Below are 26,284 nucleotides of genomic sequence, written 5' to 3'. Positions count from 1 at the left end.
CATGAAGGGAATACTAAAGCACCGTCATCCTCGTGTCCAGCAATCTTTTTTGGGTGGGCCTGATAACCGCCCCGCTCCTAACTCAAAGCTTCAACTGACTCAAGACGGGTTGGCCGATTATTTACGAAAGAAAGAGGATAAGTCATTGTTTTTATTGGTCGGGGCGAGAGGATTTGAACCTCCGACCACCTGAACCCCATTCAGGTGCGCTACCAGGCTGCGCTACGCCCCGTTCCGTGTGGCATCATACCGTAAGCGCCCTTAGTATCAAAGGTGGTGTTATTCCGATGGGGCGGGTCGAGGGTGTGCGTGAGACCTCGTTCGGCGAGGGCGAATCGGACGAGGCGGTTAGGCGGCTCGCCGGAGGGTGGCCGCGGCCCATGAACGGCTCTCGCCGAGCCCAGGAGCCCGCCCCGGTAACGGTTCCGAGGCCAGTATGGGAAACAGCGCCGCGCCCGGGCAAATGAAGGCATCAGAATAGGGGGGGATGGGGCCCCGTCGACCGGGAGCAGCCGCCGCCTCGAGTTTCCGATATCGACCCGTGAACACCGGGGAGACTGCGGCCTCACGCAGCCTTGGTACCGAAAGCGTTTATGGATCGCGTTGCCGTCAGCTGCCAAACGCCATGTTGGCTTGCGCGTGGCCACTGATGGAAGCCGACCCGACCGCCGCAGATTTACGCCTTGCCGTCTCAGCGGTCGATTGTCCACAGAGGAACTTGCGAGGCGTCTGCGAGCGAGCGTCATCAGGGTTTGGTCTACGGATGCACGAGAGGCCAGCGATATTTATGCAGTCCGATCCTGATGCCAAAGGCCAATACGTGCGGCCATGCAGGGGGAGTCCATATATCAGGCGAGGCGCGACTTTGAGTGGGATTTCGCGCCACCTCACCACCCCCTGAACCGCTGCGCGGTTACAGGCGGAGCGCCGCCGCGCTTTTTGGTAGACTACATGGATGCTTAATGTCCGAGATCTATCGTTCCGCGTGGGTGGCGAGGAGCTCTTCCGCGATGTCTCGCTTGAGGTCTACCGGGGCCAGCGGATCGGTCTTGTCGGCCGTAACGGCTCAGGGAAGTCCACGCTCCTTCGAATCATCCATGAGCGCCTGGAGCCGGAGGAGGGGCGGCTTGAGTTCGCGGGGGCGGTGAGTGTCGTGGCGGTGGCCCAAGAGATCCCGGACACGGATGCCTCGGTGCTGGCGTTTACCCTCGACGGGGATCCGGAGTTGCGGACCTTGGAGAGAGACCTTGCGAGCGGGGTCCACGATGAGCGCTATTTCGCCGCCCAGGCCCGCTATGAGGCGATCGAGGGTTTCAGCGCCGGGGCGCGCGCAAGCCAGCTCTTGGCGGGATTGGGCTTTTCGCAAGAGGACCTGGGGCGGCCCGTCCGGGTCTTGAGCGGGGGTTGGCGTATGCGCCTGAACCTCGCTCGTGCGCTCATGGCCCGTGCCGATCTTTTGCTGCTGGATGAGCCCACCAACCACCTGGACCTCGAGGCCATTGCTTGGCTCGAGCAGTATCTGGCGCGCTTCGATGGGGCGCTTTTGGTCGTATCCCACGACCGGGATTTCCTGAACGCGATCGTCAATCGCGTGGCGGCCATCCATGATCGCACCTTGTCTTTATACGTAGGATCGTACGATGCCTACGTCGAACGTCGCGCCCTCGAGGCCGCCCAAAGGGGGGCGGCGGAGAGCAAGCAGATGGCGCAGGTCGAGGTGTTGGAGCGCTTCGTGGCGCGCTTTCGGGCCAAGGCCAGCAAGGCGCGCCAGGCGCAGAGTCGTTTGAAGATGCTGGAGCGCATGGAGCGCGTGACCAAGCTTCGCGGCGAGGTCCGGTATACGCTGCCGTTGAAGGGCCCGGAGCGCATGCCCGATACCCTGATCGCGTTGCGCGATGTCACATTCGGCTATCCCGGTGCGGCATCGCTATTTACGGGAGTGGGCATCACGGTCGCGCCCGGTGATCGCATTGGCGTGATCGGTCGCAACGGCGCCGGCAAGTCGACTTTTCTGAAGGTCCTTTTGGGGGGGCTTGCACCGACCGCGGGGGCGCGCACCGCCACCGCCGGCATCACCGTCGGGTATTTCGCGCAGCATCAACTGGAGCAACTCGATCCGCGGGGCACGCCGCTTTCCTACATGGCGGCCCTCGATGCGGCCGCACCCTTACAGGCCTTGCGCGACTATCTGGGGGGTTTTGGCTTCGCATCGGGCGGTCTGGAGCGGACGATCCAGGGGCTATCGGGCGGGGAGAAGAGCCGGCTTGTACTGGCCGGCCTGTCGTGGGGCCGCCCCCATCTCCTGTTGCTCGATGAGCCCACCAACCATCTCGATCTCGAGATGCGCGAGGCCCTGGGCAACGCCCTGCAGGACTATAGCGGGGCCTTGATTCTGGTGTCGCATGATCGCCATCTGATCCGCTCGTGCGTCGATACCTTGTGGCTGGTGGGGGACTGTGGGGTACGGGAGTACGCGGGCGACCTCGAGGACTATCAGCGAGAGACGGTGGCATCGCGTGCGCCGAAGGCCGCGGCAAGGCCCAAAAAGGAGGGGCGACGCCCCACCATATCTCCTGCGACCTATCGGCGCGAGCAACAGGCCATCGAGGCGCGCATGGCCGCGGATGCCGCGCGTCTTGCCGAGATCGATGCGGTATTGGGTGATCCGCGCGCCTACCAGCAGGGGGGAGAGACCATCAAGATCCTGCAGGCCGAGCGCGCGATCGTCACGGCCCGCCAGGCCGCCGATGAGGAGGGGTGGCTGGCCCTGGAGGAAAGGCTGGCCGAGGTCGCAGCACGCCTATCCTAGGCCCTGGGGCGTTTGGCCCGGCACCCACATGGCGCCTTCAGGCGAGATCTCCTTTTTCCAAAAGGGGGCGCGCGTCTTCAGGGCATCGACGATCGCCTGGCAGCCGGCGAAGGCCTCAGCCCTGTGTGCCGACCACACGGTGACGAGTACGATGCGCTCATGGCAGGCCAGATGCCCATAGCGATGGATGATGAGTACCTCCTGGAGATCATGGCGGGCCTGGGCGGATGCACCGATACGCGCAAGTTCCGCGCGCGTCATCTCCGGATAGTGCTCGATCTCGAGCGCCGTGATGGCACGACCCTGCGCGCTGTCGCGCACCGTACCGACGAAGCTCACGCGCGCGCCCGCGCCCTTGACCTCGAGCGCCTGTGCCTCGCGCTCGGCATCGAAGTCTTCGGTCTGGAGTCTGACGATCATCAGCCGCCGCTTACCGGTGGGAAGAATGCGACTTCATCGCCGTCGTGCACGAGGCTTGTGAGTGATGCATGTTCGCAGTTGATGGCAACGAGAAGGGGCGTGGGGAGATCGGCGAGACGCGCACCGGCGAGCGCCTCCAGGACATCCGAGGCGCGCTGGGGCGTGTCCGTGGGCGCGAGCTTGCGTGTGTCGCACCCCAGGATCTCGCGCACCGCGGCAAAATAGCGAACGGTGATCACGGTTAGCCCCCCAAACGCATCATATAGACGGGCGCCGCGCGCCCGGGTTCGTCGTTGAAGGTGTGTCGCTCGGGCTTTTCATGCCAGACCTTATCGCGGATGAGATCCGCTAGGGCCTTAGGGGTCAGTCCGGCGCGTAGCGGCGCTAGCAGGTCGACCCCGTCGTCCTGGCCCAAGCAATAGACAAGCCGACCGGTGGATGTCAGGCGCACGCGGTTGCAACCGGCGCAGAAGTTCTGGCTGATGGGGCTTATGAAACCGATAGCGTTGGCAAAACCGGCGACGCCAAAGCGGCGGGAGGGCCCGTCATCAGGCGCCCTCGGGCGCGCTATCAGGGCGTGCGTGCGGGCGATGCGTGCCTCGGCCTCGGCCACGCTCACGTAGCTGTCGGCGCGGCTCGTGCTGCCCGCAATCCCTAAGGGCATGGTCTCTATGAACTGGATGTCGAAGCCTTCGGCGAGGGCGAAGTCGACCAAAGCCGGGATCTCATCGAAATTCTCGTCTTTCAGGAGGACTGCGTTCAATTTGATGTGCGGGATGGACTCGCGGGCGATGAAAAGACCGCGCAGGACCCGGTTCACATCACCTCCCCGGGTGATGCGCGCGAAGCGCTCCGGCACGAGGCTGTCGAGACTGACATTCAGTCGCTTCAGGCCCGCGTCGGCCAGTGCCCCGGCGAGCCGGTCGAGCAGGTAACCATTGGTGCTGACGCTCAGTTTCTCGATGCCGAGGCTGCGGGCATGAGCGATGCGATCGCAAAGCCAGGGATAGAGCAGCGGTTCGCCGCCTGTAAAGCGCATATGGCGCACGCCAAGGCCGCGAAAGACCGAAAGCAGCTGGTCGAGTTCGGCGGGCGCGAGATGGTCCTTGCGCGCAAAGCGCGGTGTGCCTTTTTCCGGAGAGCAATATCGGCAACGCAGGTTGCAGTGTTCGGTCAACGATACCCGCAAATAGGAAATCCGGCGACCGAAACGGTCATGGAGATCCTCCGGCTGTGGGACGAGGGCCCCGGTGCCTGCCATATCACGTGCGATCCCAGGTTCCAGAGCGGCCTCCCTCCTTGTGTACCAAGCGGATTCCGTCAATGACCATGCCGCGATCCATGGCCTTACACATATCGTAAACGGTCAAGAGCGCAATGCCAACGGCTGTCAAAGCCTCCATCTCCACGCCGGTCATATAGCGCGTGCGGACACTGACCGAGCAGCGTAGACAGGTGGCATCGACGAAGTCCCAGCTGACATCGAGTCCCGAGATCGGCACCTGATGGCAGAGTGGGATCAAGGCATCGGTGCGCTTGGCGGCCTGGATGGCCGCGAGCCGCGCCACACCCAGCACATCCCCCTTGCGAATCGTGCCGGCCCGGATGGTGTCGGCGGTCTCGGGGGCCATGGTGATGCGCCCCTCGGCGACCGCCACCCTGGAGGTGGTGGCCTTCTCGGTCACATCCACCATCCGCGCCTGGCCGTGCGCATCAAAGTGCGTAAGGCCGCCGTTTTCGTTCTCGTCTGCCATGCGCCGGCTCCCGCGCTCCTGATCTCCGGGCACTATAACGGTCGGCGCCGATAAGCTCTAGCGCTTCTCGTAGCTCGGGACGAGCCGCGGCTTGCCGACCACAGACGGGCTTACCGCGCCACCCCGCAAGGCCGGGTGCATCTGCGGCAAGGAGCCGGGCATGCGTCCGTGGTAGAGGTTCACCACATGCTGGGCCTCCACGAAGAACAGGTAGCGCTCGAGCCCGATCCCGATGAAGGCCAGCAGTGGGGCCAACAGCACGCCCAGACCAAGGGCCATGTGGGCCGCGGCGAGCAGGATCGCCATGGGCGCAAAGATCCCCAGGACATACACTGCGATCTTGAAGTTCCGCGCCCGGGTCGGACTTATGCAGTTGCTGAATTCATGGGTCAAAAATGTCCCAAAGGTGTGCCCCTGATCCAGGAGCTTCACCCGTCCACCCGTGACTCCCGTAGCAGTCTGCAGGGTCGTGCCGCTCGGGGCGCCGATCCAAAAGTAATAGATTGCCTTCATGACCCCGGCCGCCACCAGCAGCGCGCAGGCCGCGCTTACCAGTATGAGATCCGGCCCGCGGGCGAGCACCCGGCTGGTCGCAAGGATGGTCATGCCGAGCGCAAGTCCGAGGGCGTAAAAATTCGCCGGGACGAGCGGCGTATGCCATTGCCGTATGGTCCGTAGGCAGGCATAGATCATGCCCTGGCAGAAGATCGTGGCAAGCCCGATCAGGCCCGCGATGTTGCCGAGCACGAGCGCCCCGTCATTCTGGTCGCTGTTTGTGAAGAACACCCAGCCGAGGTAGGCGATGGCCAGCGGATAGAACAGCACTGCGAACACGCCCTCGCGCGCAAGCCACGAGGTCCGCCAGCGGGTGAACGCCCGCCAGGCATTCTTCGGGTTCGCGAGGTGCGCAGTCGACGACACCATACCTATGGTCACGAGCAGCAAGGCGAGTGCCACGAGGATGGCGGTACGCAACGGGCTCAAGCCTCCGTCGATCGCGAAGTCGTTGACGATCGCGACCATCGCCATGAGACCGAATCCGGCGCCCGAGAAGAGCGTTAAGAATATGACGGCAAGTGACGGGTTCATATTTTAAGCCCCCTGATGTGTTTAACGTTCAATGACACGGTTGACCCACTCCTTGACCTTGCGCGCCAGCGATCCGCGCGGAAGGTCGGAGGTGGGTATCGCCGGCCGCGTCCGCGGCGGCAGATAATGGTTCGTCGGGTTGTAGTTGAGCTCAGGCATGAGCGCATAGCCGCCGCGTTCGCGCACGGCGCGGCTGGTCGTGCTCTCGGGGTCGTCGAGATCGCCGAACAGGCGCGCATGGGCCGGACAGGCCAGCACGCATGCCGGCTGCCTGTCCTCGACCGGCAGCGTCTCGTCGTAGATGCGGTCTACGCACAAGGTGCACTTCTTCATGGTGCCCGACTCGCGATCGAGTTCGCGCGCGCCGTAGGGGCATGCCCAGGAGCAGTAGTTGCAACCCATGCACTTGTCTTGATCGACAAGCACGATGCCATCTTCGGGACGCTTGTAGGAGGCGCCCGTCGGGCACACGGTCACGCACTCGGCGTTTTCGCAGTGCATGCACGACATCGGGAAGTTGATGGTCTTGTTGTTCGGGTATTCGCCGATCTCGTAATGGCGAATACGGTTAAACCACACCCCGGAGGGTTCCTTTCCATAGGGATCGTAATCCGTGAGCGGGGCTGTGATGGAGCTCGTATTCCACTGCTTGCAGGCCGTCGCGCACGCGTGGCAGCCGACGCAGGTGTCGAGATCGATGACAAGGCCTAGGCGCATGACGGACTCCTTTAACTCGCTTTGGTGCGCGTGTTATAGCGCAGGATATCGGGCTTGGGCAGCGCGCCCGGCAACGGCGCGACATTGGCGAACGTCGGCCATACGCCTTCCTCGCCAGGGGCGGCGCGCGTGACTTTCACGCGCAGGTCGTACCACGCCGCCTGCCCGGTGATCGGGTCGGAATTCGTGAGCCGCCGCTCGCCGGACTTCTCCGGGAGGAGCTCCGAGATCAGGTGGTTCATGAGGAAGCCCTCGGTGGCCTCGGGACCGCCGGGTTTCAATCCCCACGTGCCCGATTGCTTGCCGATCGCGTTCCAGGTCCATACCGTGTCTTCCTGACAGGCTTCGATGAGGCGCAGTTGCACACGGATCTTGCCGTTGTGCGATTCCACCCATACCCAGTCCCCGTCCTTGAATCCAAGGCTCTCGCCGCGGGCACGGTTCATGTAAAGATGGTTTTGGGCAATGATCTGCCGAAGCCAGGCGTTCTGCGAATCCCAGGAGTGGTACATCATCATGGGGCGCTGGTTGACCGCAAAGAACGGGTACTCTTCCTTGTCGACGCGCTGCTGCTCCAGCGGTTCGTAGTAGTCCGGCAGGGGGTCGAAGTAGGTGGCCAGGCGCTCCTGATCGACGCGCTCCTTGGGGGTCGGGCCATCATAGAGTCCGAGCCCGGCCAAGCGGAACCGCTGGATGGCCTCGGAATAGAGTTCGATCATGATCGGCTCGGCGGTCTTCAGGAAGCCCGCCTCCACGGCAAATTCCAGGTAGCCCTTGTTGGCAAACCGCATGTAGCGGATGCCCTTGGGCAGGTGGTACTGGAAGAAGCCCTGGTTTTCGATGTAGCGCTCCCACTGATGGGGATTGGGTTCGCCGCGCAGCGACTTGCTGCCGTCGGCACCCCGGTAGCCGGCCAAGAAGCCTATGCCGGGCTCGCGCTCGTAATAGGTGATGAAGTCCTTATAGCCCTTGTACTTGGGCGTCCCGTCGGCGTTGGTGAAGACCGGGAGTTTGAGGCGCGCACCGAGCTCGATCATGACCTCCTGCCAGGGACGAACGTCGCGATCGAGCGCGAGCAGCGGATGGCGGATGGAGTCGGCCACCGCATCCGGCTCGGAGATCGGCCGATCGAGGAGCGAGATCGCGTCGTAGCGCTCGAGATAGGTGGTATCCGGCAACACCAGGTCCGCGAAATGCACGGTCTCGGAATGGAAGGCGTCGGCCACCACCAGAAATGGGATCTTGTATTCCCCGTCGGGGCCCTTTGCGCGCAGCATGTCTTGGATGTTGGCGGTGTTCATGCTTGAGTTCCAGGCCATGTTGGCCATGAAGAACAACAGCGTGTCTATCGGGTAGGGGTCACCCTTGACGGCGTTCGTGATCACCATGTGCATGAGGCCGTGATTGGCAATCGGCGCCTCCCACGAATAGGCCTTGTCGATGCGCAATGGTCGCCCCTCGTCATCGATCACGAGATCCTCGGGGGCCGTCGGGAAGCCGAGCGGGTGCGCATCGAGCGGGGTGTTGGGGGCGCTATGCCGGGCGGGCTTGCCGGGCGACGGCACCGGCCGTGGGTAGGGGGGCTTGGCGCGAAATCCACCGGGGCAGTCGATGGTGCCGAGCAGGATCTGCAGGAAATGGATGGCGCGCGCCGCCTGAAAGCCGTTGGAGTGCGCCGAGACCCCGCGCATGGCGTGCATGGACACCGGCCGGCCGATGAACTTGTCGTGCTTGCGGCCCGCCCAGTCTGTCCATTCGACGGCGACCTCTATGGTCTCTTTGAAGGCCACGTGGGCCATTTCCAGCGCTAGGCGCTCGATGGTAGCGGCCGGCACCCCGCAGATCTTGGCGGCGTTCACGGGCGCGAAACGCTCGTCTAGATAACGTTCGGCAAGCAGCGTCATGACCGTCTTCACCGTGCGTCCATCAGGCGTCTTGTGTTCGCCGAAGAGCGCCGGGTGGCAGGAGGCGTCGAGGCCGTTTACGAACGCCTCTTTTTTGAGGTCCCAGGCCAGCGGTTGTCCGGCCTCGTCACGATAGATGAGTCCGTCACCCTTCTCTCCGGGGGTCTGCACCACGAGGAACGGGGCATTGGTGTAGCGGATCAGAAAGTCCCAGTCGAAAAGCTCGCGCGAGAGCAGGACGTGGATCATAGACAGCGCCAGCATCGCGTCGGTGCCAGGCCGGATCGGCACCCATTCGTCGGCGACCGCCTGATAGCCGGTGCGCGCCGGGTTGATGCCGACGAACTTGCCGCCGCGGCTCTTTAGTTTCTCGATACCGATCTTCATCGGGTTCGAGTTGTGGTCTTCGGCAACCCCCCAGAGCATGAAATACTTGGTACGGTCCCAGTCCGGATCACCGAATTCCCAGAAGGCATAGCCCAAGGTATAGAGGCCGGCGGCGGCCATGTTCACGGAACAAAAGCCGCCATGCGCCGACCAGTTGAGCGTGCCGAACTGCTCGGCGAATAGACGCGTGAGTGCCTGCATCTGGTCGCGGCCGGTGAAGAACGCGAATTTGTTGGGATCGGTGGCGCGAATGCGCGCAAGCCGCTCGGTGAGTATGTCTAGCGCCTTGTCCCAGGAGATCTCGATGAACTCCCCGGCGCCGCGCTCGGTACCGGGCTTGCGCAAAAGCGGGCTGTGCAAGCGGGCCGGTGAGCACTGCTTCATGATGCCTGCCGACCCCTTGGCGCACAGCACGCCTTTATTGATCGGATGATTGCGGTTACCCTGGATGAAGCGGACCTGATTGTTCTCTATCGTCACCTTGATGCCGCACCGGCAGGCGCACATATAGCAGGTGGAATACTTCACCTCCGACGTACCGTGCTCGTGCTCGTGTTGTGGTGCTGACATACAGTCTCCCGGAACTAAAGGTGGCGACGCTTGAACGGTACACGAAAAGCATACCGGAATACCAGAGAATTGTTTTGATAACCTGATAAGAATCAGATAGTTATTTCATGGTGTGATGAGGCATATCACGCAGATTTATAGAAGCCCGCCGGCGCCGTTGCCGGGGGTATTCCCAAAAAGGGGCATGGCATGGAGTTTGTGCGCTACAAGAAGGCGCGGAGCGGTTACCGTCTAGGCGTGAACATGGCAGGCGCGCTCTACGATCTCGCCGACTGCTATCGCCGGTGCCGGGACTTGGTGGGCGGGAGACTGCCGGGTGTCGCGGCGGCGCTTGCCGCCGCCAGTCTGCGTGCGTTTCTGGCCTCGCCCGGGGTCGACGCCTTTCTCGATGCCTTGCGGCGCAATGGCCCGGGGGGTGGTGCGCGCGCCCTGGATACCGCGGCCCTCACGCTTGGCGCGCCGCTGCACGACCCCGGCCGCTTCATCGGTATCGGCCTCAATTATCGCAGTCACGCCCGCGAGATCGGGCAGCCGATTCCGCCCGAACCGCCGCTCTTCGCGAAATGGGCCAACGCCATAACCGGCCCGTATCATGACGTCAGGCTGCCGGCGCAGTCGCAAGCGGTCGACTATGAAGTGGAGCTCGGTGTCGTCATCGGCCGGCGCGCGCGGCGAGTCACCATGGATGAGGCCTTGGACTCTGTGTTCGGCTACACCGTGATCAATGATGTGAGTGCCCGCGACCTGCAGTTTCGGACCGGCCAATGGCTTGCCGGAAAGATCAGCGATGGTTTTGCGCCGATGGGTCCTGCCGTGGTCGAGAAGGCGGATGTCGGGGCCGCGCACGATCTGGTGCTAGAGACCTGGGTCAATGGGGAGCTGCGCCAGCAGGGCCGCACCTCGGATATGATCTATGACGTGCCGGCGCTCGTCAGCCATCTTTCCCAGCTGGTCACGCTCGAGCCGGGTGATGTCATCGCCACCGGTACCCCGCCAGGGGTCGGCATGAGCCGCACGCCGCCGTGCTATCTCTCCGCGGGCGACGTGGTCCGCATGCAGATCACGGGGATAGGGGCGATCGAAAACCGCTTTGTTGCCCCTGATTGAGAGACCTCGGGCGACGGTAGCCGTGGTCTTTACGCCCTCTGGGCGCGTCGCGGCCGCTGCCACGGGTTTCTTGCCAACGGGTTCAAGGCAGGCCCTTACGTCCGCCAACGATAGGTCGTCAGTAGGCCACGGACCCCATACGCGACCGGCGTTACGGGCGCATGAGGTCTCCCGGATCCCTTTGGATTCGCAGGTCCAGCCCCCAAGAGGGTTGCTCGTGGCCCCTGGGGCCGCGACTTGTCGCGCTTGCCGTCAGTAGCCGCGTTTCTCGCACTGCACGGTCAGGACGTCGAGATGAAACGATCCGTCTTCCTCCACACCCAGCCGCGAGCGCGCCTCGGCCGGGGCGTTAGACAACAGTTCCTTGATTGCATCGATCCGCGCAGGCGGGGTCTTGGCGCGTGCCACCCAATCGGCGAACATCAGACGAATACGGAAATGATCCGTCCGCAAGGGTGCCAGGCCATGGGCCGCAAGGAGCGCCATCCACGCCGAGACCGTGTAGTTGCGCGCATGGGTCGCGTCGCGCAACACCTCGATGGCCTGGAGGTGGGTATCGGCCAGCGGGTCGTCGGGGGCGACGCTGTCTGTCAAAATGAAGTGTGCGCCGGGGCGCAGGACACGCCCGATCTCGCGTATCCCTGCGGCTAGGTCGCGCCAGTGATGGGCACTGAAACGGCAGGTGGCGAGATCCATGGCGGCATCGGCAAACGGCAGCCGGGTGGCGGAGGCCTCCCGGATATCCATATGGCTATGGCCGGCCTTACGGGCGCGCTCGGCGGCGATCGCGAGCATGGCGGGGCTGGCGTCGACCGCCTGCACATGGGCGCAGAACGGCGCCACCGCCAAGGCCACATGCCCGGGTCCACAACCGACATCGAGGGCGTGGCCGGGGCGCAGGCGTTCGGCGGCATGGCGAAACAGCGCGAGATCCGGGCCCTCGGCATGTACGGCGCTGTTTTCATAGCCGGCAGCGACATCATCGAACTGACGCGTGACATCTTGGTCATGGCTCATGGCGGACATCCCTCGCAATTAACGACGCGGGTAAGCATACAGCTCCCCCATGCTGGTACCAGACCAGCCTGTTATACTGGTATACAGACTACTGGGATCGGATCGGCGTGCCGACTAGACCGGAAGAGCTAGGGCGTTTTTTGCGGATGCTGCGCGAGCGCGCCGCACCGCAGGGGTCGGCGGGTGCGCGACGGCGCCGTACGCCGGGCCTGCGCCGCGAGGAATTGGCCACGCTGTGTGGGATCAGCGTCACATGGTATACGTGGATCGAGCAGGGGCGTGCGCCCCAGGTCTCTGCCGATACCCTGGCGCGACTTGCGGATGTGCTGGCCGTGACCGATGCGGAACGGCGTTATCTTTGGGAGGCGGCCGGTCTTGCACCGCAGCGCGCGCATCGCCGGACGCCGCGTGTGTCGCCGGCGATCGCATCGGTCCTGGAACGTATCGCAAGCCCGGCCTATTGCCTGGGGCGCTATTGGGATGCGCTGGCCTGGAACAAGGAGGCCGAGGCCCTGTTTCCGGATTGGCTCGGATCCCAGGGTCAGGAACGCAATCTGCTGCGTTTCATGTTCTGCGTACCGGCGGCGCGTGACTTCGTGGTCGATTGGCCGCAGCGCGCGCGTCGGCTGGTGGCGGAGTTTTCGGCGGATGCCGGGGATCTCGCGGGAGAGGGGCAGTATGAGGAACTGGTGGCAGACCTCGGTCGCCAAAGCGCCGAGTTCCGCGCCTATTGGCAGCGCCGTGAGGTGTCATTCCGCGACCCCGCGGTCAAGACCTTTCGTCATCCGGTCCTGGGGCTTGCGGTCTACGAGCAAACGACCTTCGCCTCACTCGTCGAGCGCGATCTGAAGCTCGTTGTGCTGTGTGCGCGTCCTGGATCCTGAGGGATCGAGACGAACGGCGGCACGCCGTCCGCCCGTCTCGCCCAGGTTTCGCCGTTACCCTCAGCGACTCTTGCGAGCGGCCTTCTTTTTGGCCGGTGCCGCCTTCGTCGCGCTATTGGCCGCGGGCTTCGGGGTGCTCTTCGCCGACGCTTTGGCTGCCGCCTTCTCGGTCGGACCACCGCTCAGATTCTCATCCAAAAACGCCAACAATTCCCCGATGGTGCTGAGCACAGGGGAGTAACGTATCGAGCGGCCTTCCCGCGATGGCTTGATAAGCCCGGCTTGCGTCAACTGCGACAGGTGGAAGGACGACGTGGCCGGAGCGAGTTTGAGACGTAAGGCGATTTGACCGGCTACGAGCCCGCTTGGGCCAACCTTGACCAGCAATCGGACGATGCCAAGTCGTGTCTCCTGTGCAAGTGCCGTAAGAGCACGCGTTGCCGCCGTAATTTTCATTGTCATCGGTTGAGGTTACCTTATTAGTTGCTATCAATTTTCCAAGGACAACGCCGCCTGTATTTGGTTCCAAGAACGTTCTTGGTCGAGAGGCGTTGCCGCTGCCATCAAGAACCGTGCGCGATTCTTTGGGCGCAAACTATACCGCATTTTAGCGACAATAGCAGCACCTATTTTCATGATTTTGACGAGGAGGCCTACTTGTCGTGTGTCATGGAATCCCTATGCGTCATGCGCCATGGAATCATAGACGTCTAAAATGGCCATAAAAAACACAGGGAATATACGGCAATTTATGGCGGGGACCCGGATTTTCAGAGGTATGGCCGGGTCCGGGTGTCTTGGAAGCGCGCGGGCGCGTGTTATGGAATAATAACTACCCATTGGCGTCATTGACACATCATTACCGGGGGAAGAGCGAAGTGAATGGGGGCTACGAGCGATATCTGGAGTGGGCGCAGACCGCGGGGGAACGGGCGGGGGCGGCGATACTTACGCACTACCGTACCACCGGGCCCGTTGATCTGAAAAGCGACGGCAGTCCGGTAACACCGGCTGACCGGGCCGCCCACGAGGTCATCATGACGGTGCTCGCTCAGGCCACGCCGGATGTGCCGGTGGCCTCGGAAGAGGGGGGCGAGGTTGCTGGGGACCGATATTGGTCTGTCGACCCGCTCGATGGAACCAAGGAATACGTGGCGCGTACCGGCGCCTTTGTGGTCAATGTGGCGCTCGTCGAGGGCGGGCGTCCGGTCGTGGGCGTCATATTCGTGCCGGTCACAGGCGAGTGCTATTTCGCGTTAAAGGGCGGGGGGGCCTTCAAGAGGACGTCGGCAGGTGTGCAGCGTCTGAACGGACGGGCGTTCCTGGGCGGTCCCGTGCGCGTGGTGGGCAGTGCCCGGCACGGGACGGAGGCGGTAACCGGGCTGTGTGAGGCGCTGGCGTGCGACGAGGGGGGCATCGAACGCACGGCGCTCGGTTCGGCGTGGAAATTTGGGTGGCTTGCCGAAGGACGCGCGGACCTCTATCCGCGCTTTGGCCCAACGCACACTTGGGACACGGCCGCCGGGCAATGCCTGGTGGAGGAGAGTGGCGGGGCAGTATGGGTGGCGGGCCGCCAGCCGCTTATTTACCACCATGCCCGGCAGCTCAACCCGTCTTTCGTGGCAGTCGCCGATGCCCGGTTCGCGTGGCCGGACTTCCTGTAAGGCCGCCTGCTATCCGCCGGCCGGGGCGTCCGTTCCAGGGGCGGCCGGGCGGCAGGGGTTGTGACGGGTCGCGCATGGCGCAAGACCTTCGAGGCGGCACGGTGTCTACCGGCCGATCCCACCGATGACGGCGGCGTGCGGGGTTACGGGGACCATGAGGGCTTAGACCCTCGTCGCCCCTGCAATATTAGCGATCCATGATATAATAAGTCCATGTGTCCACTCTCAGGAGGTGATTTATGTCAGTCGATCGGGTCGTGATGGCCTTTGCCGGAAGCGTGGTTCTGCTCAGTCTGCTGCTTGCGCATTATGTGTCCGCCGATTGGTTGTGGGTCACGGCGTTCGTGGGTGCGAATCTGTTGCAGGCGGCCTTCACCGGTTTGTGCCCCTTGGCCAAAATCCTAAAGGCTATGGGCCTGCGTACCGGCTGCGCCTTCGAATAAACGGGCCTCCCCGGGCAGCGGGAGACGGATGGTGGCGCGCAGTCCGCCCGCGTCGCGCGGGGCGAGGTCGAGTGTGCCGCCGTGGGCCTCGGCGATCCGTCGCGCGATGGCAAGCCCGAGCCCGCGGCGGTCGCTTGCGTGCAATTCGCGAGCGGCGATGAGTTCTGCGCAGCGCGCCTCGCTCAAGCCCGGCCCGCTATCCTCTATCACGATACGCACGCAGCCTTCGGTGGCCAAAAGGCGCACCACGATCGGCGGTTTGCCGTGGGAGACGGCATTATCCACGAGGTTTGATACCAGCCGGCCGATGGCGACGGGCCGGTAGGGGAAGCGCGGCACCACCGCGGGATGGTAGTCGATATCGGGTGTGTGGCGCCGGAAGCGCCAGACGACATCGTGGACCAGCGCATTGAGGTCGCCCATGACCGGGGTCTCTTGGATGCCGTGCCGGGCATAGGCGAGAAATTCGGCCAGGATCGCATCCATTTCCTCGATATCCTGGACCATACCCCCCTGCAATTCGGGATCGCCCCCATACATCTCCACGGCCAAGCGCATGCGCGCAAGCGGTGTGCGCAGGTCGTGGGACACACCGGCCAGCAGCAGCGCCCGATCGCGCTCATAACGGCGCGCATCCTCGGTCATGCGGTTGAAGGCCCGCGACACCCTGCGAATCTCTGCCGGGCCATCCTCCGATAGCGGGGGCAGGGCCTCGCCGCGGCCGAAGCCGGTGGCGGCCTGGGCGAGCGCGGCGAGCGGCCGGTTGACGCGTCGTACCACCAGTAGCGCCCCCGCGCCGGTCAGTACCGCGCCGACTATCAGAAAGCCGATACGCGGCCAGGGGAGGGCCGGGGGGCGGCCCGGCAGACGGAGAGAGACCGGCGCACCGGTGCCATGCGTACCTATGAGCAACCCGTGCGGCCGTAACGCGATGTACGCGTGGATGCCACGGGCCGCGAGTTCGCGGGTGAGGGTACGCGCGAACGGGCCTCGGGCGCGCGGTCCTGCAGGCCGGCTGCCATCATAATGTATGCCGGCGGCCTTCAAGGCGCGCATCAGGGCGGGTTGCCGGTCGGGTGGTACCAGGGAGCGGGCAGCACCGGCGATGCGCGCCTCACCGGCCACGAGATCGGCGATTTGCGCGACATGCACGGGACTGAAAGACAGCCGCACCAGGATCAGGAAGGTGGCCTGAGCGATGACCAGCGCGAGCGCGATGACGAGCGCGGTGCGCCCAAAGAGGGTATCGGGCCACAGCCTCACGGGGTATCGCCCGGATTGAAAACATAGCCAAAGCCCCATACGGTCTGGATGAAGCGCGGCTTGGCCGGGTCATCCTCAAGCAAGCGGCGCAGGCGCGAGATCCGTACGTCAATGGAGCGATCGAAGGGCATGTGGTCACGGCCCCTGGCCAGCTGCATCAAGATGTCGCGCGACAAGGGTTGGCGCGGGTGCGTGGCGAGTACCCGCAAAAGATCGAATTCGGCGGTCGTAAGGTCGACGGGCGTCCCGTCAGCGGTCAGGGCGCGTTCGTGAATATCGAGCTGATAGCGTCCGAAGCGCAGCTTCTTGTCGTCGGGCGGGCGTTGACGGCGCAACACGGCGTTGATGCGCGCCACGAGTTCGCGGGGGTTGAAGGGTTTGGCCAGATAGTCGTCGGCCCCGAGGTCGAGTCCCATGATGCGATCGGCCTCGTCGCCACGTGCGGTGAGCATGAGCAGCGGGATATAACGACCCTCGGCGCGCAGGCGCCGGCAGACATCGAGGCCGCTTTCTCCCGGCAGCATGATGTCCAGGATGAGGAGATCATAGGCGGCGCGCGCCAAGGCCTTGTCCATGGCGCGCCCGTCGGGCACGGCCACGACCACGAAGCCCTGCTCCGAGAGGTAGCGGCTCAAAAGCTCGCGCAGGCGTGCGTCATCATCGACTAGGAGGATACGCGGCATGGTGACAGGATACCCGACTTGCGCCACCAGCGCCGCCGGGCTTTACAAATCCCTACACGACAACCCCGGGGTCGTTATTCCGATAACCCGTCCGCCGGTGCGCCCTGCATGCCGCCATGATGGGCGGCGATGACATCGTGGGCGCGATTGGCAAGCGTGCGCGCGCTGAGGCCGGTCGGGAGCTCCGGGGCCAGGAAACGGACCTCGACTGTGAATTCGCCGCGCGCGCGCAAGAGTCTCCAGAGGTGATTGACGAGCGTGTCCTCCCCTATGAAGGGCGCGGCCGGGTGGATGCTGCCTCGAGTGTCCGGGTAGCCTAATACGACCGGCTGCACCGGACAGTTCGCCTCGATCGCGGCGGCGAACAGGCGCGCATGAAAGGGGCGCACCTCGCGTCCGTCGGTCGATGTCCCCTCGGGAAACAGCAGCACCGATTGATGGTGCAGGAAGGCCTCGGTCATGCGCTGGGCGACCCCTGCCGAGGCCGTGCGGTCCCCGCGCTGGATGAAGTAGGTGCCGGCCTGGCGCGCGAGCCAACCGATCACGGGCCAGGCCTCGATTTCCAGCTTGGCAACGAAGTGTCCTGGACACAGGGCGCCGAGGGCGGCAATGTCGACCCAGGAGATGTGGTTGGCCACGATAAGCACCGGCGCCTCCAGGGGCTTGCCCATGGCCTTGAGCCGGATTCCGAGGATGGCGAGGACGCCACGGTGCCAGAAGCGCACGATGCGCCGCCCGCCCGCGCTATTGCTGAGGGCGCCGGACGGGGCGAGGGCGGTCACCGCCACACCCCACAAGGCATGTCCGATCAGCGCCAGCAGCCGGACTAGGGCCCCGCCGGGGAGCTTCACGCGACCTTTTGTTTGTAGGAACGCCCGAGGAGGCGCTCAAGGTAGCGGCGATTGAACCGGTTGCGGAAGAGGATGATAAGGACGTCGGCGACATCGAATGCCGCATCCAGGCAAGGAGGGCCACCGACGTAGGCGCCAAGGCGCATATAGGCGCGCAGCAAGGCCGGCGCCGCGGTCTCGTCATCCGTGCCGTCCACGACCGGCAGCGGGTGGCGGGGGATGACGCGATAGGGCTCGGGACAACCATAACGGCGGATGAGCGTGGCCACGGTGCGCAAGGCCTGCGCGCGATCCGGACTCAACGGCACGCTGCCGCAACCGATCAGGTAATCGTAAGGGCCGTTTTCCATGATATGCGCAAGGCCCGCGAGGAGCAGTGCGATCGCCGGCCCCCGGCGATAGTCGGTATGGACACAGATACGGCCGACTTCCATGATGCGGCCGGGCAGACTGAGGATCGGGGTGAGGTCGAATTCGGTCTGGGAATAAAATCCGCCACACCGGTGCGCGGCATCCTGCGGCAGGATGCGCGAGCAAGCCACTACGCGGCCGCTGTCGTCGCGGACGACGATATGGACGCAGTAGGGATCGAAGCGATCCTCGTCATATTCGCGATCCCGGTCACCGATCGCCGCCCCTAGCTCACGAGCAAAGACCTGATAGCGCAGTCTTTGCGCCTCTGCGATCTCGTCCGCCGTTTCCGCGAACTCCACTCGCAGATTCTGCGCCCTCAAGTCATCCATATTCATTCCCCGCGCCTCGGCCGCTGATGTCGCCCAGTCCGGGGGTTAAAGCTACTGTCCTGGTACCGGGCACGTCAAGCGCTCAATGTTGATAAAACTGAAGCCGGGTGTCTCCCACTTCGATAATGTCGCCCGATGTCAAGACCTGACCGCCGGGGGCCACGGACTTGCCGTTGTACGCCACATGCGCCGCGTCGGGACCGATCATGAGAGTGTACCGGTCGCCGGTACGGGAAAGAAGCGCGGCCGATTGCCCCGCCATGCCCAGGTGTGTGACCGTGCTTGTGAGCTCTATGCGCTTCCCGCTATTAAATCCGCTCAGGACGAACAAGGCGGCGTCATCGAAGGCCGCGGGCTGGGGTGTCCTGACCGGCGCCATGTCGTCATCCTGATAAAGGAGGGTATATTTGCCGATTACGATCTCATCGCCGGGCTTCAGGTGGTGTTTGCGGGTCCGGCGATTGTTGATGTAGGTCCCATTGGTGCTGCCCAGGTCCTTCAGAAAGGAATCCTGACCGACGGTGAATATGCTCGCGTGATCGGCGCTGACCGCCGCGTCTTCCAGAACCAGCGCATGGCTTGGGCGGCGACCTATGGACAGGTCGCCCTGGGGGAGTTGCACTTGCCGTATGACCGCGTGTTTTAGCTTCACAATAATACTCGGCATGGTGTCCATAACAGTGGTGGCTCCTGGATGATCATTATAGACGATGCCGTGCCCCTTAAAGCGCCCAGATCCGCTCCAGCGTTCCCTGATAGATCCGGGTCAGGCGCACGAGATCGTCTACGGAAACCGCTTCGTTCACTTTATGAATAGAGCCGTTGAGCGGCCCGAATTCAAGAACTTGGGCACCAAAGGGCGCAACGAACCGACCATCGGACGTCCCTCCGCTCGTCGAGTATTGCGGTTCCCGGCCGGTCTCGGCCTGGATGCTCGCGGCCAGCGCCGCCCTGAGTGGACCATCATGGCTCAAAAACGGTTCCCCGGAGAGCCGCCAATGAAGGGTGTAGCGGAGATTGTGGGCGGCGAGCACCTCTTCGATGCGCGCGCGCAGTACGGGCGCCGGTGTCGCTGGCCCATAGCGCAGATTGAAGAGCGCCTGCAGCGTTCCCGGGATGACATTATCCGCGCCGGTGCCGGCGTGGATATTGGAGAACTGCAGGCGTGTCGGCGGGAAATCCGCGGACCCCTCGTCCCAGGTGATCGACACCAGGGCCTGCAAGGCCGGCGCGAAGCGCGCGATGGGGTTGTCGGCGCGTTCCGGGTAGGCCACGTGACCCTGGACACCATGGATTATCAGGTCGCCGTTCAGGGACCCTCGCCGGCCGTGCTTTACGGTATCGCCGAGCGCGACCTGGCACGAGGGCTCGCCCACGAGACAGTACGTGATGGATTCGCCGCGTGCCGCCAGGGTCTTTAGGACCTGGGCGGTGCCGTCACGGGCGGGACCCTCCTCATCGGAGGTAAGCAGCAGGCCCACGGAGCCCGGGTGTCGGGGGTGGCGGCCCACAAAGCCGATCAAGGCCTGCACGAACGCGGCCACCGCGCCTTTCATGTCCGCCGCCCCGCGCCCATAGAGCATGCCATCACGGATGGTCGGCACAAAAGGCGGCGTGGCCCAGTCGGCGGACGGGCCGGGCGGGACCACGTCGGTGTGCCCGAGAAATACGACGAGCGGGGCGGTCGTGCCATGACGCGCCCAGAGGTTGGTGACCTCGCCGAACACCAGCGATTCCGTATGAAAGCCCGCCGCCTGCAACAATCCGGCAATATGCGCCTGACAGCCGGCGTCATCCGGCGTGACCGATGCGCGCCCGATCAGTTCCATGGCCAGCGCCAGTGTCGGATCCATGGCGCTAGATGTCACGCAAAAGCGCGTTGATCCCGACCTTGGCGCGGGTCTTCGCGTCCACGCGCTTGACAATGACCGCGCAATAAAGGCTATGGCTGCCATCCTTGGCCGGTAACGATCCCGATACCACCACCGAGCCCGCCGGCACCCGCCCATACAGGATCTCACCGGTATCGCGATTCAGGATCTTCGTGCTCTGGCCGATGAAGACGCCCATGGAAATGACGCTCCCACGCTCGACGATGACGCCCTCCACGATCTCCGAGCGCGCGCCTATGAAGCAGTCGTCCTCGATGATCGTCGGCGCCGCCTGCAAGGGCTCCAGGACGCCGCCTATGCCGACGCCGCCGCTCAGATGAACGTTTTTCCCGATCTGCGCGCACGAGCCGACGGTCGCCCAGGTGTCGACCATGGTGCCACTGTCGACATAGGCGCCGATATTGACATACGACGGCATGAGTACGGTCTGGGGCCCAATGTAGGCCCCGCGGCGTACGGCCGCCGGCGGCACCACGCGAAATCCCCCCTCGCGGAATCGGTGGGAATCGTAGGTCGCGAATTTCGAGGGGACCTTGTCGTAATACTGGGCCTCACCACCCTTGACAAGCGTGTTGTCCTCGATCCGAAAGGACAGCAGCACCGCCTTCTTGATCCATTCATGGACCTTCCAGCCGCCGTCGATCGGCTCGGCGACGCGCAGGACGCCGCGGTCGAGGTCATCAATGACGCCCTGGATCGCGTCCTTGACCGCAGTATCGACGCTGCGTGGTGTAATCCGCGCGCGATCTTCGTAGGCGGCCTCAATGAGCGCTTGATGTGTCATTCTGACTCCTTGTTAATGATTCGACATAGGATCGCACGCGATGCGCGCCCTCTTGGCATTCGGCGCGCGGACCGACGAGCGCCAGACGGATGTGGCCGGCACCCGGGTCCCGGCCGCCGCTTGGCCGCGAGAGATAGGAGCCGGGGAGCGCCAGGAGATTCTGGGTGGCATAGAGGCCGGCCACGAAGGCCTCGTCATCGATCGGTGTCGGCACCCAGAGATAAAACCCCCCGGCGGGGCGCGTGACCGGCAGGACGCCATCGAGGATGGCGGTGACGTCGGCGAATTTCTCGCGGTACAGTCGGCGGTTCTCGCGGACGTGGGGCTCATCGGCCAAGGCGGCGAGCGCCGCGCGCTGGGCGAGCTGCGAGGGGGCCGAACCGAAATAGGTGCGCAGCGTGAACAAGGCCTCCATGAACCCGGCATCGCCCGCCACGAAGCCAAACCGTAATCCCGGGACGTTGGAGCGTTTGGAAAGGCTGTGGACGGCCACGCAGTGCGCTAAGTCATGGACGCCGTGGGCGATCGCCGCCGCCAGCAGGCCCTCGGGCGGGTGGTCCTCGTCGGGGTAGATCTCCGAATAACATTCATCGGCGACGATCAGGAAGTCATGGCGGTGGGCGAGCTCCAGGAGTTCGCCATATTCGCCCCGCCCCATGACCTGGCCCGTAGGGTTCCCGGGGCTGCAGGTGATGACGACCTGGGTGCGTTCGAGGATGGCGCGCGGTATGGCCTGGATATTCATGACGGTGCCGTGCGCCCCGTCGGTGTTTACGTAATAGGGTTCCGCACCGGCCAGCAGCGCCGCGCCCTCGTAGATCTGATAGAACGGGTTGGGCATGATCACCACCGGGCGTTCCATGCGCCGGTCGACGCGCGCCTGCACCACCGAGTAGAGGGCCTCGCGGCTGCCCGAGGTCGGCAATACATGGCGTTCGCCGTCGACAGCCCCCGGCGGCAGCCGAAAGCGGCGCGTGAGCCACTCGGCAATGGCCGCGCGCAGGGCCTTGCTGCCTCGTGTCGACGGATAGGTCGACAGGGCATCCAGGGCGCCTGTAAGCTCCGCTATCACAACATCCGGTGTCGGGTGGCGCGGTTCACCGATCGCCATGTTGATAGGCGGCAACGTCGCCGGCGCGAGGTCCGCGGTCAGGGCCGCGAGCCGTTGGAACGGGTAGGGGTGGAGCCGTCCGAGAGTGGGGTTCATGGGCGATGCAGGCGCATAAGATCGGTGGATTATACGGGAGCGCGCGACCATGACCAAGAAGGCATGGCCGGCGGCCGCGCTCATAGTGGGCGCCGGCTCCTGGGGCGTGATCTGGTATCCGTTGCGCAGGCTGGCCCAGGACGGCCTGTCCGGGGTATGGCTTGCGCTCCTCATGTATGGCGGCGCGGCCACCGCCAGCCTGATCTTATGCCGCGGCGGGCGCTGCGCGGGCGTCTCGCGCCGCGTGTGGCTGGCGTTGGCGGTGCTCGGCGGCATCACCAATATCGGTTTCGTGGTCGCGGTCTTACATGACAACATCCTGCGGGTCACGCTGCTCTTTTACCTCTCCCCGGTGTGGTCGGTGCTGGCGGCGCGCGTCTTCCTCAAAGAGCGCGTGTCGTTGCCGGTGGTGGCGGGGATCGTCACGGCCTTGGTTGGGGTCATGATGCTGCTCTGGCGACAGGCGGCCCCGACCTTGAATGGCTTCGATGCCCTCGCGCTCGCTTCCGGGGCGGCGTTTGCCGGCGCCAACGTGATACTGCGTGCGCAGCCCGATGTGGCGCTCGCCGCCAAGCTTTTGGCGACATTCGCGGGCGTGGTCGGCGTGGGCCTCGCGGCGCTTGCCGTCACCGCGCACGGCATGCCGCATCCACCGGGGCTGGCCGTGTTGGCCGCGGTGGTGGGCGGCGGTCTCGCGATCTTTACCATCACCCTGCTCGTGCAATACGGCGTCACGGCCCTGCCGGTCCGCCAATCGTCGGTGCTGCTGCTAGTCGAGGTGGTGACCGCGGCGTTTTCGCAACACCTGCTGTTGCATGGGGTGCTCACCATGCGTGCCCTGGCCGGGGCACTGGCGGTGGCCGCCGGGGCTACGCTGGTGGCGGCCTACGAGGGTTGAGGCGCCGGGATTTATCCGCTCTCGCGCGCCCCGAACAAGGCGCGGCCGATACGCACCATGGTGGCCCCTTCGGCGATCGCCCAGTGATAGTCATCGCTCATGCCCATCGACAATTCCTGGAAGTCTGTCAGACCGAAGGCCCGGCGACAGTCGGCGGCGAGCTCGCGTAGGCGCGCGAAGGTGGCGCGCGCGGCGCCCTCGGGGGCGCCATGGGCGGCCATGGTCATGAGTCCGGAGAGCGTAAGACCGGGCCAGGCGCGCGCGCTATAGGCCTCGAGAAAGGCCGGCAGGGCCGTGGTCGAAAGCCCATGTTTGCGCGGGTCTGCGGTCACGTTGACCTCGACTAGGACACGCAGTTGGGTGCCGGCGGCTTCGGCGTGACGTGACAGGGCCAAGGCCGCGTCGAGCCCCTCGAGTGAGTGCAACCAACGAAAGTGGCGGGCGATGAGGCGTGCCTTATTGCGCTGTACGGGTCCGAGGAAGTGCCATTCGAGGGCCGCGTCGGGCATGGCGGCGATCTTGGCTGCGCCCTCCTGGGCGCGGCTTTCACCGAAATGCCGTTGTCCGCAGGCCGCAAGCTGCGCCACCGCCTCGGCGGTGTGGGTCTTGGAGACCGCCACGAGACGCACGGCGCTGGCCGACCGGCCACTTGCGTGCGCGGCGTGCGCGATGCGCGCCATGATGTGCGCGTAGCGTTCACACAAGTCACTCATGGGCATGAGTGTAGCGGGCCTCAGCGCATATCCAAAGCCGTGCCGCTCTGGCATACTGCCGGCATGCAAGCTATCGCCCGCTTTCTCGACCGTTCGCTGCCCAGACCGCCTGCAGATCTCATACAAGGACCGGCCCTGGAGGCGCTGTGGGCACGTTGCAGGCCGGAGGGCCTGCATGCCGTGGAGGCGCTTTTTTATTGTCGCGGGCGGCTATTTGTGGTGGCGCCGGGTTCGGCGTCGGCCGCACGGCTGCGTCAGGAGACGCCGGATCTTTTGGCGCGCCTGCGCGCCGAGGCGGGTCTGGGCGCCATTCGCGAGATCGTGGTCCGGCGCGTCGGGTGGGAGGGGGCGCGTCGTAGTCGGGGAAGCGAAGGCAGGCCCGTGCGTTCGGCGATCGGCTCGCGTTGCTTTGAATCACTGGCCGAGGCCGTCTGCGATGCCCCCTTGAAGGCAAGCCTCACGCGGCTCGCCTCGGCCCTTGCGTCCGGCAGCACCGAGGATACAGGGCGCGCATGACACGATTCTTCGAGCTTTTTATCGGCCTGCGCTACATGCGTGCCAGGCGGCGCAACCATTTTATTTCGTTCATATCCGTGACCTCGCTGGTGGGCATCGCATTGGGGGTCATGGCGCTCATCACTGTATTGTCGGTCATGAACGGATTCCAGAGGACGTTGCGTAACCGCATACTCGGCGTGATCTCCGATGTGACCATAAGCGGCCCGCGTCATCGCCTGGCGGATTGGCAAAAGGCGGCGCATGTCGCGCTGCGCGAGAAGGGTGTGATCGCGGTCGCCCCCTATGTGCGCGGGGAGGGGCTGCTGGTCCACGGACGCTACTCGAGCGGGGCCCTGGTGCGCGGGGTGATCCCGAACAAGGAGAAGGCGGTATCGGACATTGCCGCGCACATCGTGCAAGGACGGCTTGCGGCCCTGCGCCCCGGGCGCTTTGGCATCGTACTCGGCCGCTATCTGGCATGGCGCCTCGGGGCCACCCTGGGGTCGCATGTGTTGTTGGTGGCCCCCGGCGGCATGGTGACCCCGGCGGGCTTTCTGCCGCGGTTACGGAGTTTCCGCGTGGTGGGGATCTTCGATGTGGGGATGTACGAGTACGATGCCGGATTGGCCCTGATCAACATGAAGGACGCCCAGGCCCTTTATCGTATGGGCGGGGATGTGAGCGGGGTGCGCTTGAAGCTTGCCGACATCAACCAGGCCCCGGCCGTGCGTCGGGCGTTGCAGGCGCGGCTGCCGGCCTATGACGAGGTGCGCGATTGGAGCGAGAAACATGCCAACTTCTTCCGGGCCCTGAAGATCGAGAAGACCGTGATGTTCGTGATCCTGTTGCTCATCGTGGCGGTGGCGGCCTTCAATATCGTGGCGACCCTGGTCATGGTGGTGACCGATAAGCGCGCCGATATCGCCATCCTGCGCACGCTCGGCGCAAGCCCGGCGAGCGTGCTCGCGATCTTTCTCGTGCAGGGCACGCTGATCGGCCTCATCGGGACTGCGATCGGGGTGGTGGCGGGTGTCGTGTTGTCGTTGAATGTGACTACGATCGTGCCGTTCATCGAGCACGTCTTCCATACGCACTTTTTGTCCGCCAACGTGTATTACATCAGCGAATTGCCGTCGCACCTGCGCTGGCAGGACGTAATGCATGTCGCCATCGCATCCTTTCTCATGAGTTTCCTGGCGACCCTGTATCCCGCATGGCGGGCCTCGAAGACCCAACCGGCCGAGGCGCTGCGCTACGAATGAATGACGTGATCCGCGCCGAGGCGGTGGCCAAGACCTTCATCGAGGACGTATTGTCGGTGGATGTCCTGCGACGCGTGGATATCGTGGTGAGGCCCGCCGACACCATCGCCATCGTCGGCGCATCCGGGGCCGGCAAGAGCACGCTTTTGCATCTCCTGGCGGGCCTCGACCAGCCGACCTCGGGGCGGATATGGGTGGATGGGCAGGACATGGGGCGACTGAGCGAGGCCGAGCGCGGGCGGGTCCGCAACCGCATACTCGGCTTCGTCTATCAGTTCCATCACCTGCTGCAGGAGTTCACGGCGCTCGAAAACGTAGCCATGCCGCTTTTGATCCGGCGCGAGCCCGTACGCCGCGCGCATCAGCGCGCGCAGGCGATGCTAAAGCGCGTAGGGCTTGCGGATCGCGCCTTGCACAAGCCCTCGGAGTTATCGGGCGGGGAGCGCCAGCGGGTGGCCATTGCCCGGGCCGTGGTTCACGAGCCGCGGTGCGTGCTGGCCGATGAGCCGACCGGTAATCTCGATACGCGTAACGCCGCCGACGTTTTTGCGCTCCTGCGGGATTTGAACGCGTCGTTTGGTACGAGCCTCGTGCTCGTCACGCATGACCACGAGCTGGCGCAGTCCATGGGGCGAGTGGGCGTGATCGTGGATGGCTGCCTTTCGGTGACCGAGACCGACGCGCTTCCCACGTCTCCAGGGCCTTGCTAGAGTAATGACGATCAG

At 64.5% G+C, this 26,284-nt stretch carries 28 protein-coding genes and 1 tRNA gene; 10 read left to right on the top strand and 19 right to left on the bottom strand.

What is annotated here, in order from left to right; translation table 11 throughout:
- On the top strand, positions 1 to 193 hold a 193-nt coding region (locus ACYCTF_RS02005), incomplete at its 5' end, for a hypothetical protein (RefSeq protein ID WP_461284501.1).
- Here the strand turns inward: ACYCTF_RS02005 and ACYCTF_RS02000 are convergent.
- A tRNA-Pro gene (locus tag ACYCTF_RS02000) sits at positions 156 to 232 on the bottom strand. The two genes, ACYCTF_RS02005 and ACYCTF_RS02000, sit on opposite strands and share 38 nt — an antisense overlap.
- A 723-nt stretch (positions 233 to 955) precedes the next feature.
- Between ACYCTF_RS02000 and ACYCTF_RS01995 the strand changes: the two genes are divergently transcribed.
- Positions 956 to 2,809: an ABC-F family ATP-binding cassette domain-containing protein gene (locus tag ACYCTF_RS01995; protein ID WP_461284500.1), complete on the top strand. Its 1,854-nt coding sequence runs from the start codon at positions 956 to 958 to the stop codon at positions 2,807 to 2,809.
- On the opposite strand, the gene ACYCTF_RS01990 is transcribed toward ACYCTF_RS01995, so the two are convergent.
- Genes ACYCTF_RS01990 through ACYCTF_RS01960 form a run of 7 tightly spaced genes read right to left on the bottom strand, consistent with a single transcriptional unit; the run spans position 2,801 to position 9,650 of the window.
- On the bottom strand, positions 2,801 to 3,229 hold the full coding sequence (locus ACYCTF_RS01990; RefSeq protein WP_065970447.1) for a molybdenum cofactor biosynthesis protein MoaE: 429 nt from the start codon (positions 3,227 to 3,229) through the stop codon (positions 2,801 to 2,803). The genes ACYCTF_RS01995 and ACYCTF_RS01990 overlap by 9 nt on opposite strands.
- Positions 3,229 to 3,468: a MoaD/ThiS family protein gene (locus tag ACYCTF_RS01985; protein WP_461284499.1), complete on the bottom strand. Its 240-nt coding sequence runs from the start codon at positions 3,466 to 3,468 to the stop codon at positions 3,229 to 3,231. The genes ACYCTF_RS01990 and ACYCTF_RS01985 overlap by 1 nt, the downstream gene beginning before the upstream one ends.
- Positions 3,469 to 3,470: 2 nt before the next feature.
- Positions 3,471 to 4,490 carry a GTP 3',8-cyclase MoaA gene (gene moaA, locus ACYCTF_RS01980; protein WP_461284498.1) on the bottom strand — a complete coding sequence of 340 codons (1,020 nt, stop codon included), beginning with the start codon at positions 4,488 to 4,490 and terminating at the stop codon, positions 3,471 to 3,473.
- Between the two features lies 1 nt (position 4,491).
- A complete protein-coding gene (moaC, locus tag ACYCTF_RS01975; protein WP_461284497.1) occupies positions 4,492 to 4,983 on the bottom strand; it encodes a cyclic pyranopterin monophosphate synthase MoaC in 492 nt (163 codons plus the stop codon).
- Between the two features lie 57 nt (positions 4,984 to 5,040).
- On the bottom strand, positions 5,041 to 6,072 hold the full coding sequence (locus tag ACYCTF_RS01970) for a dimethyl sulfoxide reductase anchor subunit family protein (protein ID WP_461284496.1): 1,032 nt from the start codon (positions 6,070 to 6,072) through the stop codon (positions 5,041 to 5,043).
- Positions 6,073 to 6,093: 21 nt separating this feature from the next.
- Positions 6,094 to 6,789, bottom strand: a complete 696-nt coding sequence (locus ACYCTF_RS01965; protein WP_461284495.1) for a 4Fe-4S dicluster domain-containing protein — start codon at positions 6,787 to 6,789, stop codon at positions 6,094 to 6,096.
- An 11-nt stretch (positions 6,790 to 6,800) separates the two neighbouring features.
- A complete protein-coding gene (locus ACYCTF_RS01960) occupies positions 6,801 to 9,650 on the bottom strand; it encodes a molybdopterin oxidoreductase family protein (RefSeq protein WP_461284494.1) in 2,850 nt (949 codons plus the stop codon).
- A gap of 189 nt (positions 9,651 to 9,839) precedes the next feature.
- Here ACYCTF_RS01960 and ACYCTF_RS01955 point away from each other — a divergent pair, with 189 nt between their 5' ends.
- Positions 9,840 to 10,757 carry a fumarylacetoacetate hydrolase family protein gene (locus ACYCTF_RS01955; RefSeq protein WP_461284493.1) on the top strand — a complete coding sequence of 306 codons (918 nt, stop codon included), beginning with the start codon at positions 9,840 to 9,842 and terminating at the stop codon, positions 10,755 to 10,757.
- A gap of 252 nt (positions 10,758 to 11,009) precedes the next feature.
- Here ACYCTF_RS01955 and ACYCTF_RS01950 read toward each other — a convergent pair whose 3' ends face one another.
- On the bottom strand, positions 11,010 to 11,774 hold the full coding sequence (locus ACYCTF_RS01950) for a class I SAM-dependent methyltransferase (protein ID WP_461284492.1): 765 nt from the start codon (positions 11,772 to 11,774) through the stop codon (positions 11,010 to 11,012).
- Positions 11,775 to 11,881: 107 nt separating this feature from the next.
- Here ACYCTF_RS01950 and ACYCTF_RS01945 point away from each other — a divergent pair, with 107 nt between their 5' ends.
- Positions 11,882 to 12,658, top strand: coding sequence for a helix-turn-helix transcriptional regulator (locus ACYCTF_RS01945; RefSeq protein WP_461284491.1), 777 nt, complete (start codon positions 11,882 to 11,884; stop codon positions 12,656 to 12,658).
- 60 nt (positions 12,659 to 12,718) lie between these two features.
- Here ACYCTF_RS01945 and ACYCTF_RS01940 read toward each other — a convergent pair whose 3' ends face one another.
- On the bottom strand, positions 12,719 to 13,120 hold the full coding sequence (locus ACYCTF_RS01940; protein ID WP_461284490.1) for an ArsR/SmtB family transcription factor: 402 nt from the start codon (positions 13,118 to 13,120) through the stop codon (positions 12,719 to 12,721).
- Between the two features lie 416 nt (positions 13,121 to 13,536).
- Between ACYCTF_RS01940 and ACYCTF_RS01935 the strand changes: the two genes are divergently transcribed.
- Together ACYCTF_RS01935 and ACYCTF_RS01930 are read left to right on the top strand one after the other, a co-directional pair.
- On the top strand, positions 13,537 to 14,322 hold the full coding sequence (locus ACYCTF_RS01935; RefSeq protein ID WP_461284489.1) for a 3'(2'),5'-bisphosphate nucleotidase CysQ family protein: 786 nt from the start codon (positions 13,537 to 13,539) through the stop codon (positions 14,320 to 14,322).
- 239 nt (positions 14,323 to 14,561) lie between these two features.
- The gene (locus tag ACYCTF_RS01930; RefSeq protein WP_065970427.1) at positions 14,562 to 14,765 is read left to right on the top strand and encodes a YgaP family membrane protein; all 204 of its coding nucleotides are present in this window, start codon (positions 14,562 to 14,564) and stop codon (positions 14,763 to 14,765) included.
- Here ACYCTF_RS01930 and ACYCTF_RS01925 read toward each other — a convergent pair.
- From ACYCTF_RS01925 to dapC, 8 genes are all read right to left on the bottom strand, one after another.
- Positions 14,724 to 16,028 (bottom strand): ATP-binding protein, encoded by a 1,305-nt coding sequence (locus tag ACYCTF_RS01925; RefSeq protein WP_461284488.1) that lies wholly within the window; start codon positions 16,026 to 16,028, stop codon positions 14,724 to 14,726. The genes ACYCTF_RS01930 and ACYCTF_RS01925 overlap by 42 nt on opposite strands.
- Positions 16,025 to 16,711 carry an osmolarity response regulator transcription factor OmpR gene (gene ompR, locus ACYCTF_RS01920; RefSeq protein ID WP_461284487.1) on the bottom strand — a complete coding sequence of 229 codons (687 nt, stop codon included), beginning with the start codon at positions 16,709 to 16,711 and terminating at the stop codon, positions 16,025 to 16,027. Before ompR ends, ACYCTF_RS01925 begins: the two co-directional genes overlap by 4 nt.
- 74 nt (positions 16,712 to 16,785) lie before the next feature.
- Complete coding sequence (locus ACYCTF_RS01915) at positions 16,786 to 17,562, bottom strand: lysophospholipid acyltransferase family protein (protein ID WP_461284486.1); 777 nt, start codon at positions 17,560 to 17,562, stop codon at positions 16,786 to 16,788.
- Entirely contained in the window at positions 17,559 to 18,305 is a 747-nt protein-coding gene (locus ACYCTF_RS01910; RefSeq protein ID WP_461284485.1) for a GNAT family N-acetyltransferase, read from the bottom strand. Before ACYCTF_RS01910 ends, ACYCTF_RS01915 begins: the two co-directional genes overlap by 4 nt.
- A gap of 82 nt (positions 18,306 to 18,387) precedes the next feature.
- Entirely contained in the window at positions 18,388 to 18,981 is a 594-nt protein-coding gene (locus tag ACYCTF_RS01905; RefSeq protein ID WP_461284484.1) for an FHA domain-containing protein, read from the bottom strand.
- Positions 18,982 to 19,027: 46 nt separating this feature from the next.
- Positions 19,028 to 20,173, bottom strand: coding sequence for a succinyl-diaminopimelate desuccinylase (gene dapE / locus ACYCTF_RS01900; RefSeq protein ID WP_461284483.1), 1,146 nt, complete (start codon positions 20,171 to 20,173; stop codon positions 19,028 to 19,030).
- Positions 20,163 to 20,981: a 2,3,4,5-tetrahydropyridine-2,6-dicarboxylate N-succinyltransferase gene (gene dapD, locus ACYCTF_RS01895; RefSeq protein WP_065970416.1), complete on the bottom strand. Its 819-nt coding sequence runs from the start codon at positions 20,979 to 20,981 to the stop codon at positions 20,163 to 20,165. Before dapD ends, dapE begins: the two co-directional genes overlap by 11 nt.
- Positions 20,959 to 22,272: a succinyldiaminopimelate transaminase gene (gene dapC, locus ACYCTF_RS01890; protein ID WP_461284482.1), complete on the bottom strand. Its 1,314-nt coding sequence runs from the start codon at positions 22,270 to 22,272 to the stop codon at positions 20,959 to 20,961. The genes dapD and dapC overlap by 23 nt, the downstream gene beginning before the upstream one ends.
- Between dapC and ACYCTF_RS01885 the strand changes: the two genes are divergently transcribed.
- On the top strand, positions 22,238 to 23,086 hold the full coding sequence (locus tag ACYCTF_RS01885; RefSeq protein ID WP_461284481.1) for a DMT family transporter: 849 nt from the start codon (positions 22,238 to 22,240) through the stop codon (positions 23,084 to 23,086). The two genes, dapC and ACYCTF_RS01885, sit on opposite strands and share 35 nt — an antisense overlap.
- A gap of 11 nt (positions 23,087 to 23,097) precedes the next feature.
- On the opposite strand, the gene ACYCTF_RS01880 is transcribed toward ACYCTF_RS01885, so the two are convergent.
- Positions 23,098 to 23,805 (bottom strand): YggS family pyridoxal phosphate-dependent enzyme, encoded by a 708-nt coding sequence (locus tag ACYCTF_RS01880; RefSeq protein ID WP_461284480.1) that lies wholly within the window; start codon positions 23,803 to 23,805, stop codon positions 23,098 to 23,100.
- A 57-nt stretch (positions 23,806 to 23,862) separates the two neighbouring features.
- Here ACYCTF_RS01880 and ACYCTF_RS01875 point away from each other — a divergent pair, with 57 nt between their 5' ends.
- From ACYCTF_RS01875 to ACYCTF_RS01865, 3 genes are read left to right on the top strand one after another with little or no spacing between them, the layout of a single operon-like run.
- Positions 23,863 to 24,315, top strand: coding sequence for a DciA family protein (locus ACYCTF_RS01875; RefSeq protein ID WP_461284479.1), 453 nt, complete (start codon positions 23,863 to 23,865; stop codon positions 24,313 to 24,315).
- The gene (locus ACYCTF_RS01870) at positions 24,312 to 25,559 is read left to right on the top strand and encodes a lipoprotein-releasing ABC transporter permease subunit (protein WP_065970407.1); all 1,248 of its coding nucleotides are present in this window, start codon (positions 24,312 to 24,314) and stop codon (positions 25,557 to 25,559) included. Before ACYCTF_RS01875 ends, ACYCTF_RS01870 begins: the two co-directional genes overlap by 4 nt.
- Entirely contained in the window at positions 25,556 to 26,269 is a 714-nt protein-coding gene (locus ACYCTF_RS01865; RefSeq protein ID WP_065970405.1) for an ABC transporter ATP-binding protein, read from the top strand. The genes ACYCTF_RS01870 and ACYCTF_RS01865 overlap by 4 nt, the downstream gene beginning before the upstream one ends.
- Positions 26,270 to 26,284: the final 15 nt, after the last annotated feature.

The organism is Acidiferrobacter sp., from assembly GCF_054609335.1.
This window is presented reverse-complemented; position numbering and strand designations above follow the sequence as displayed.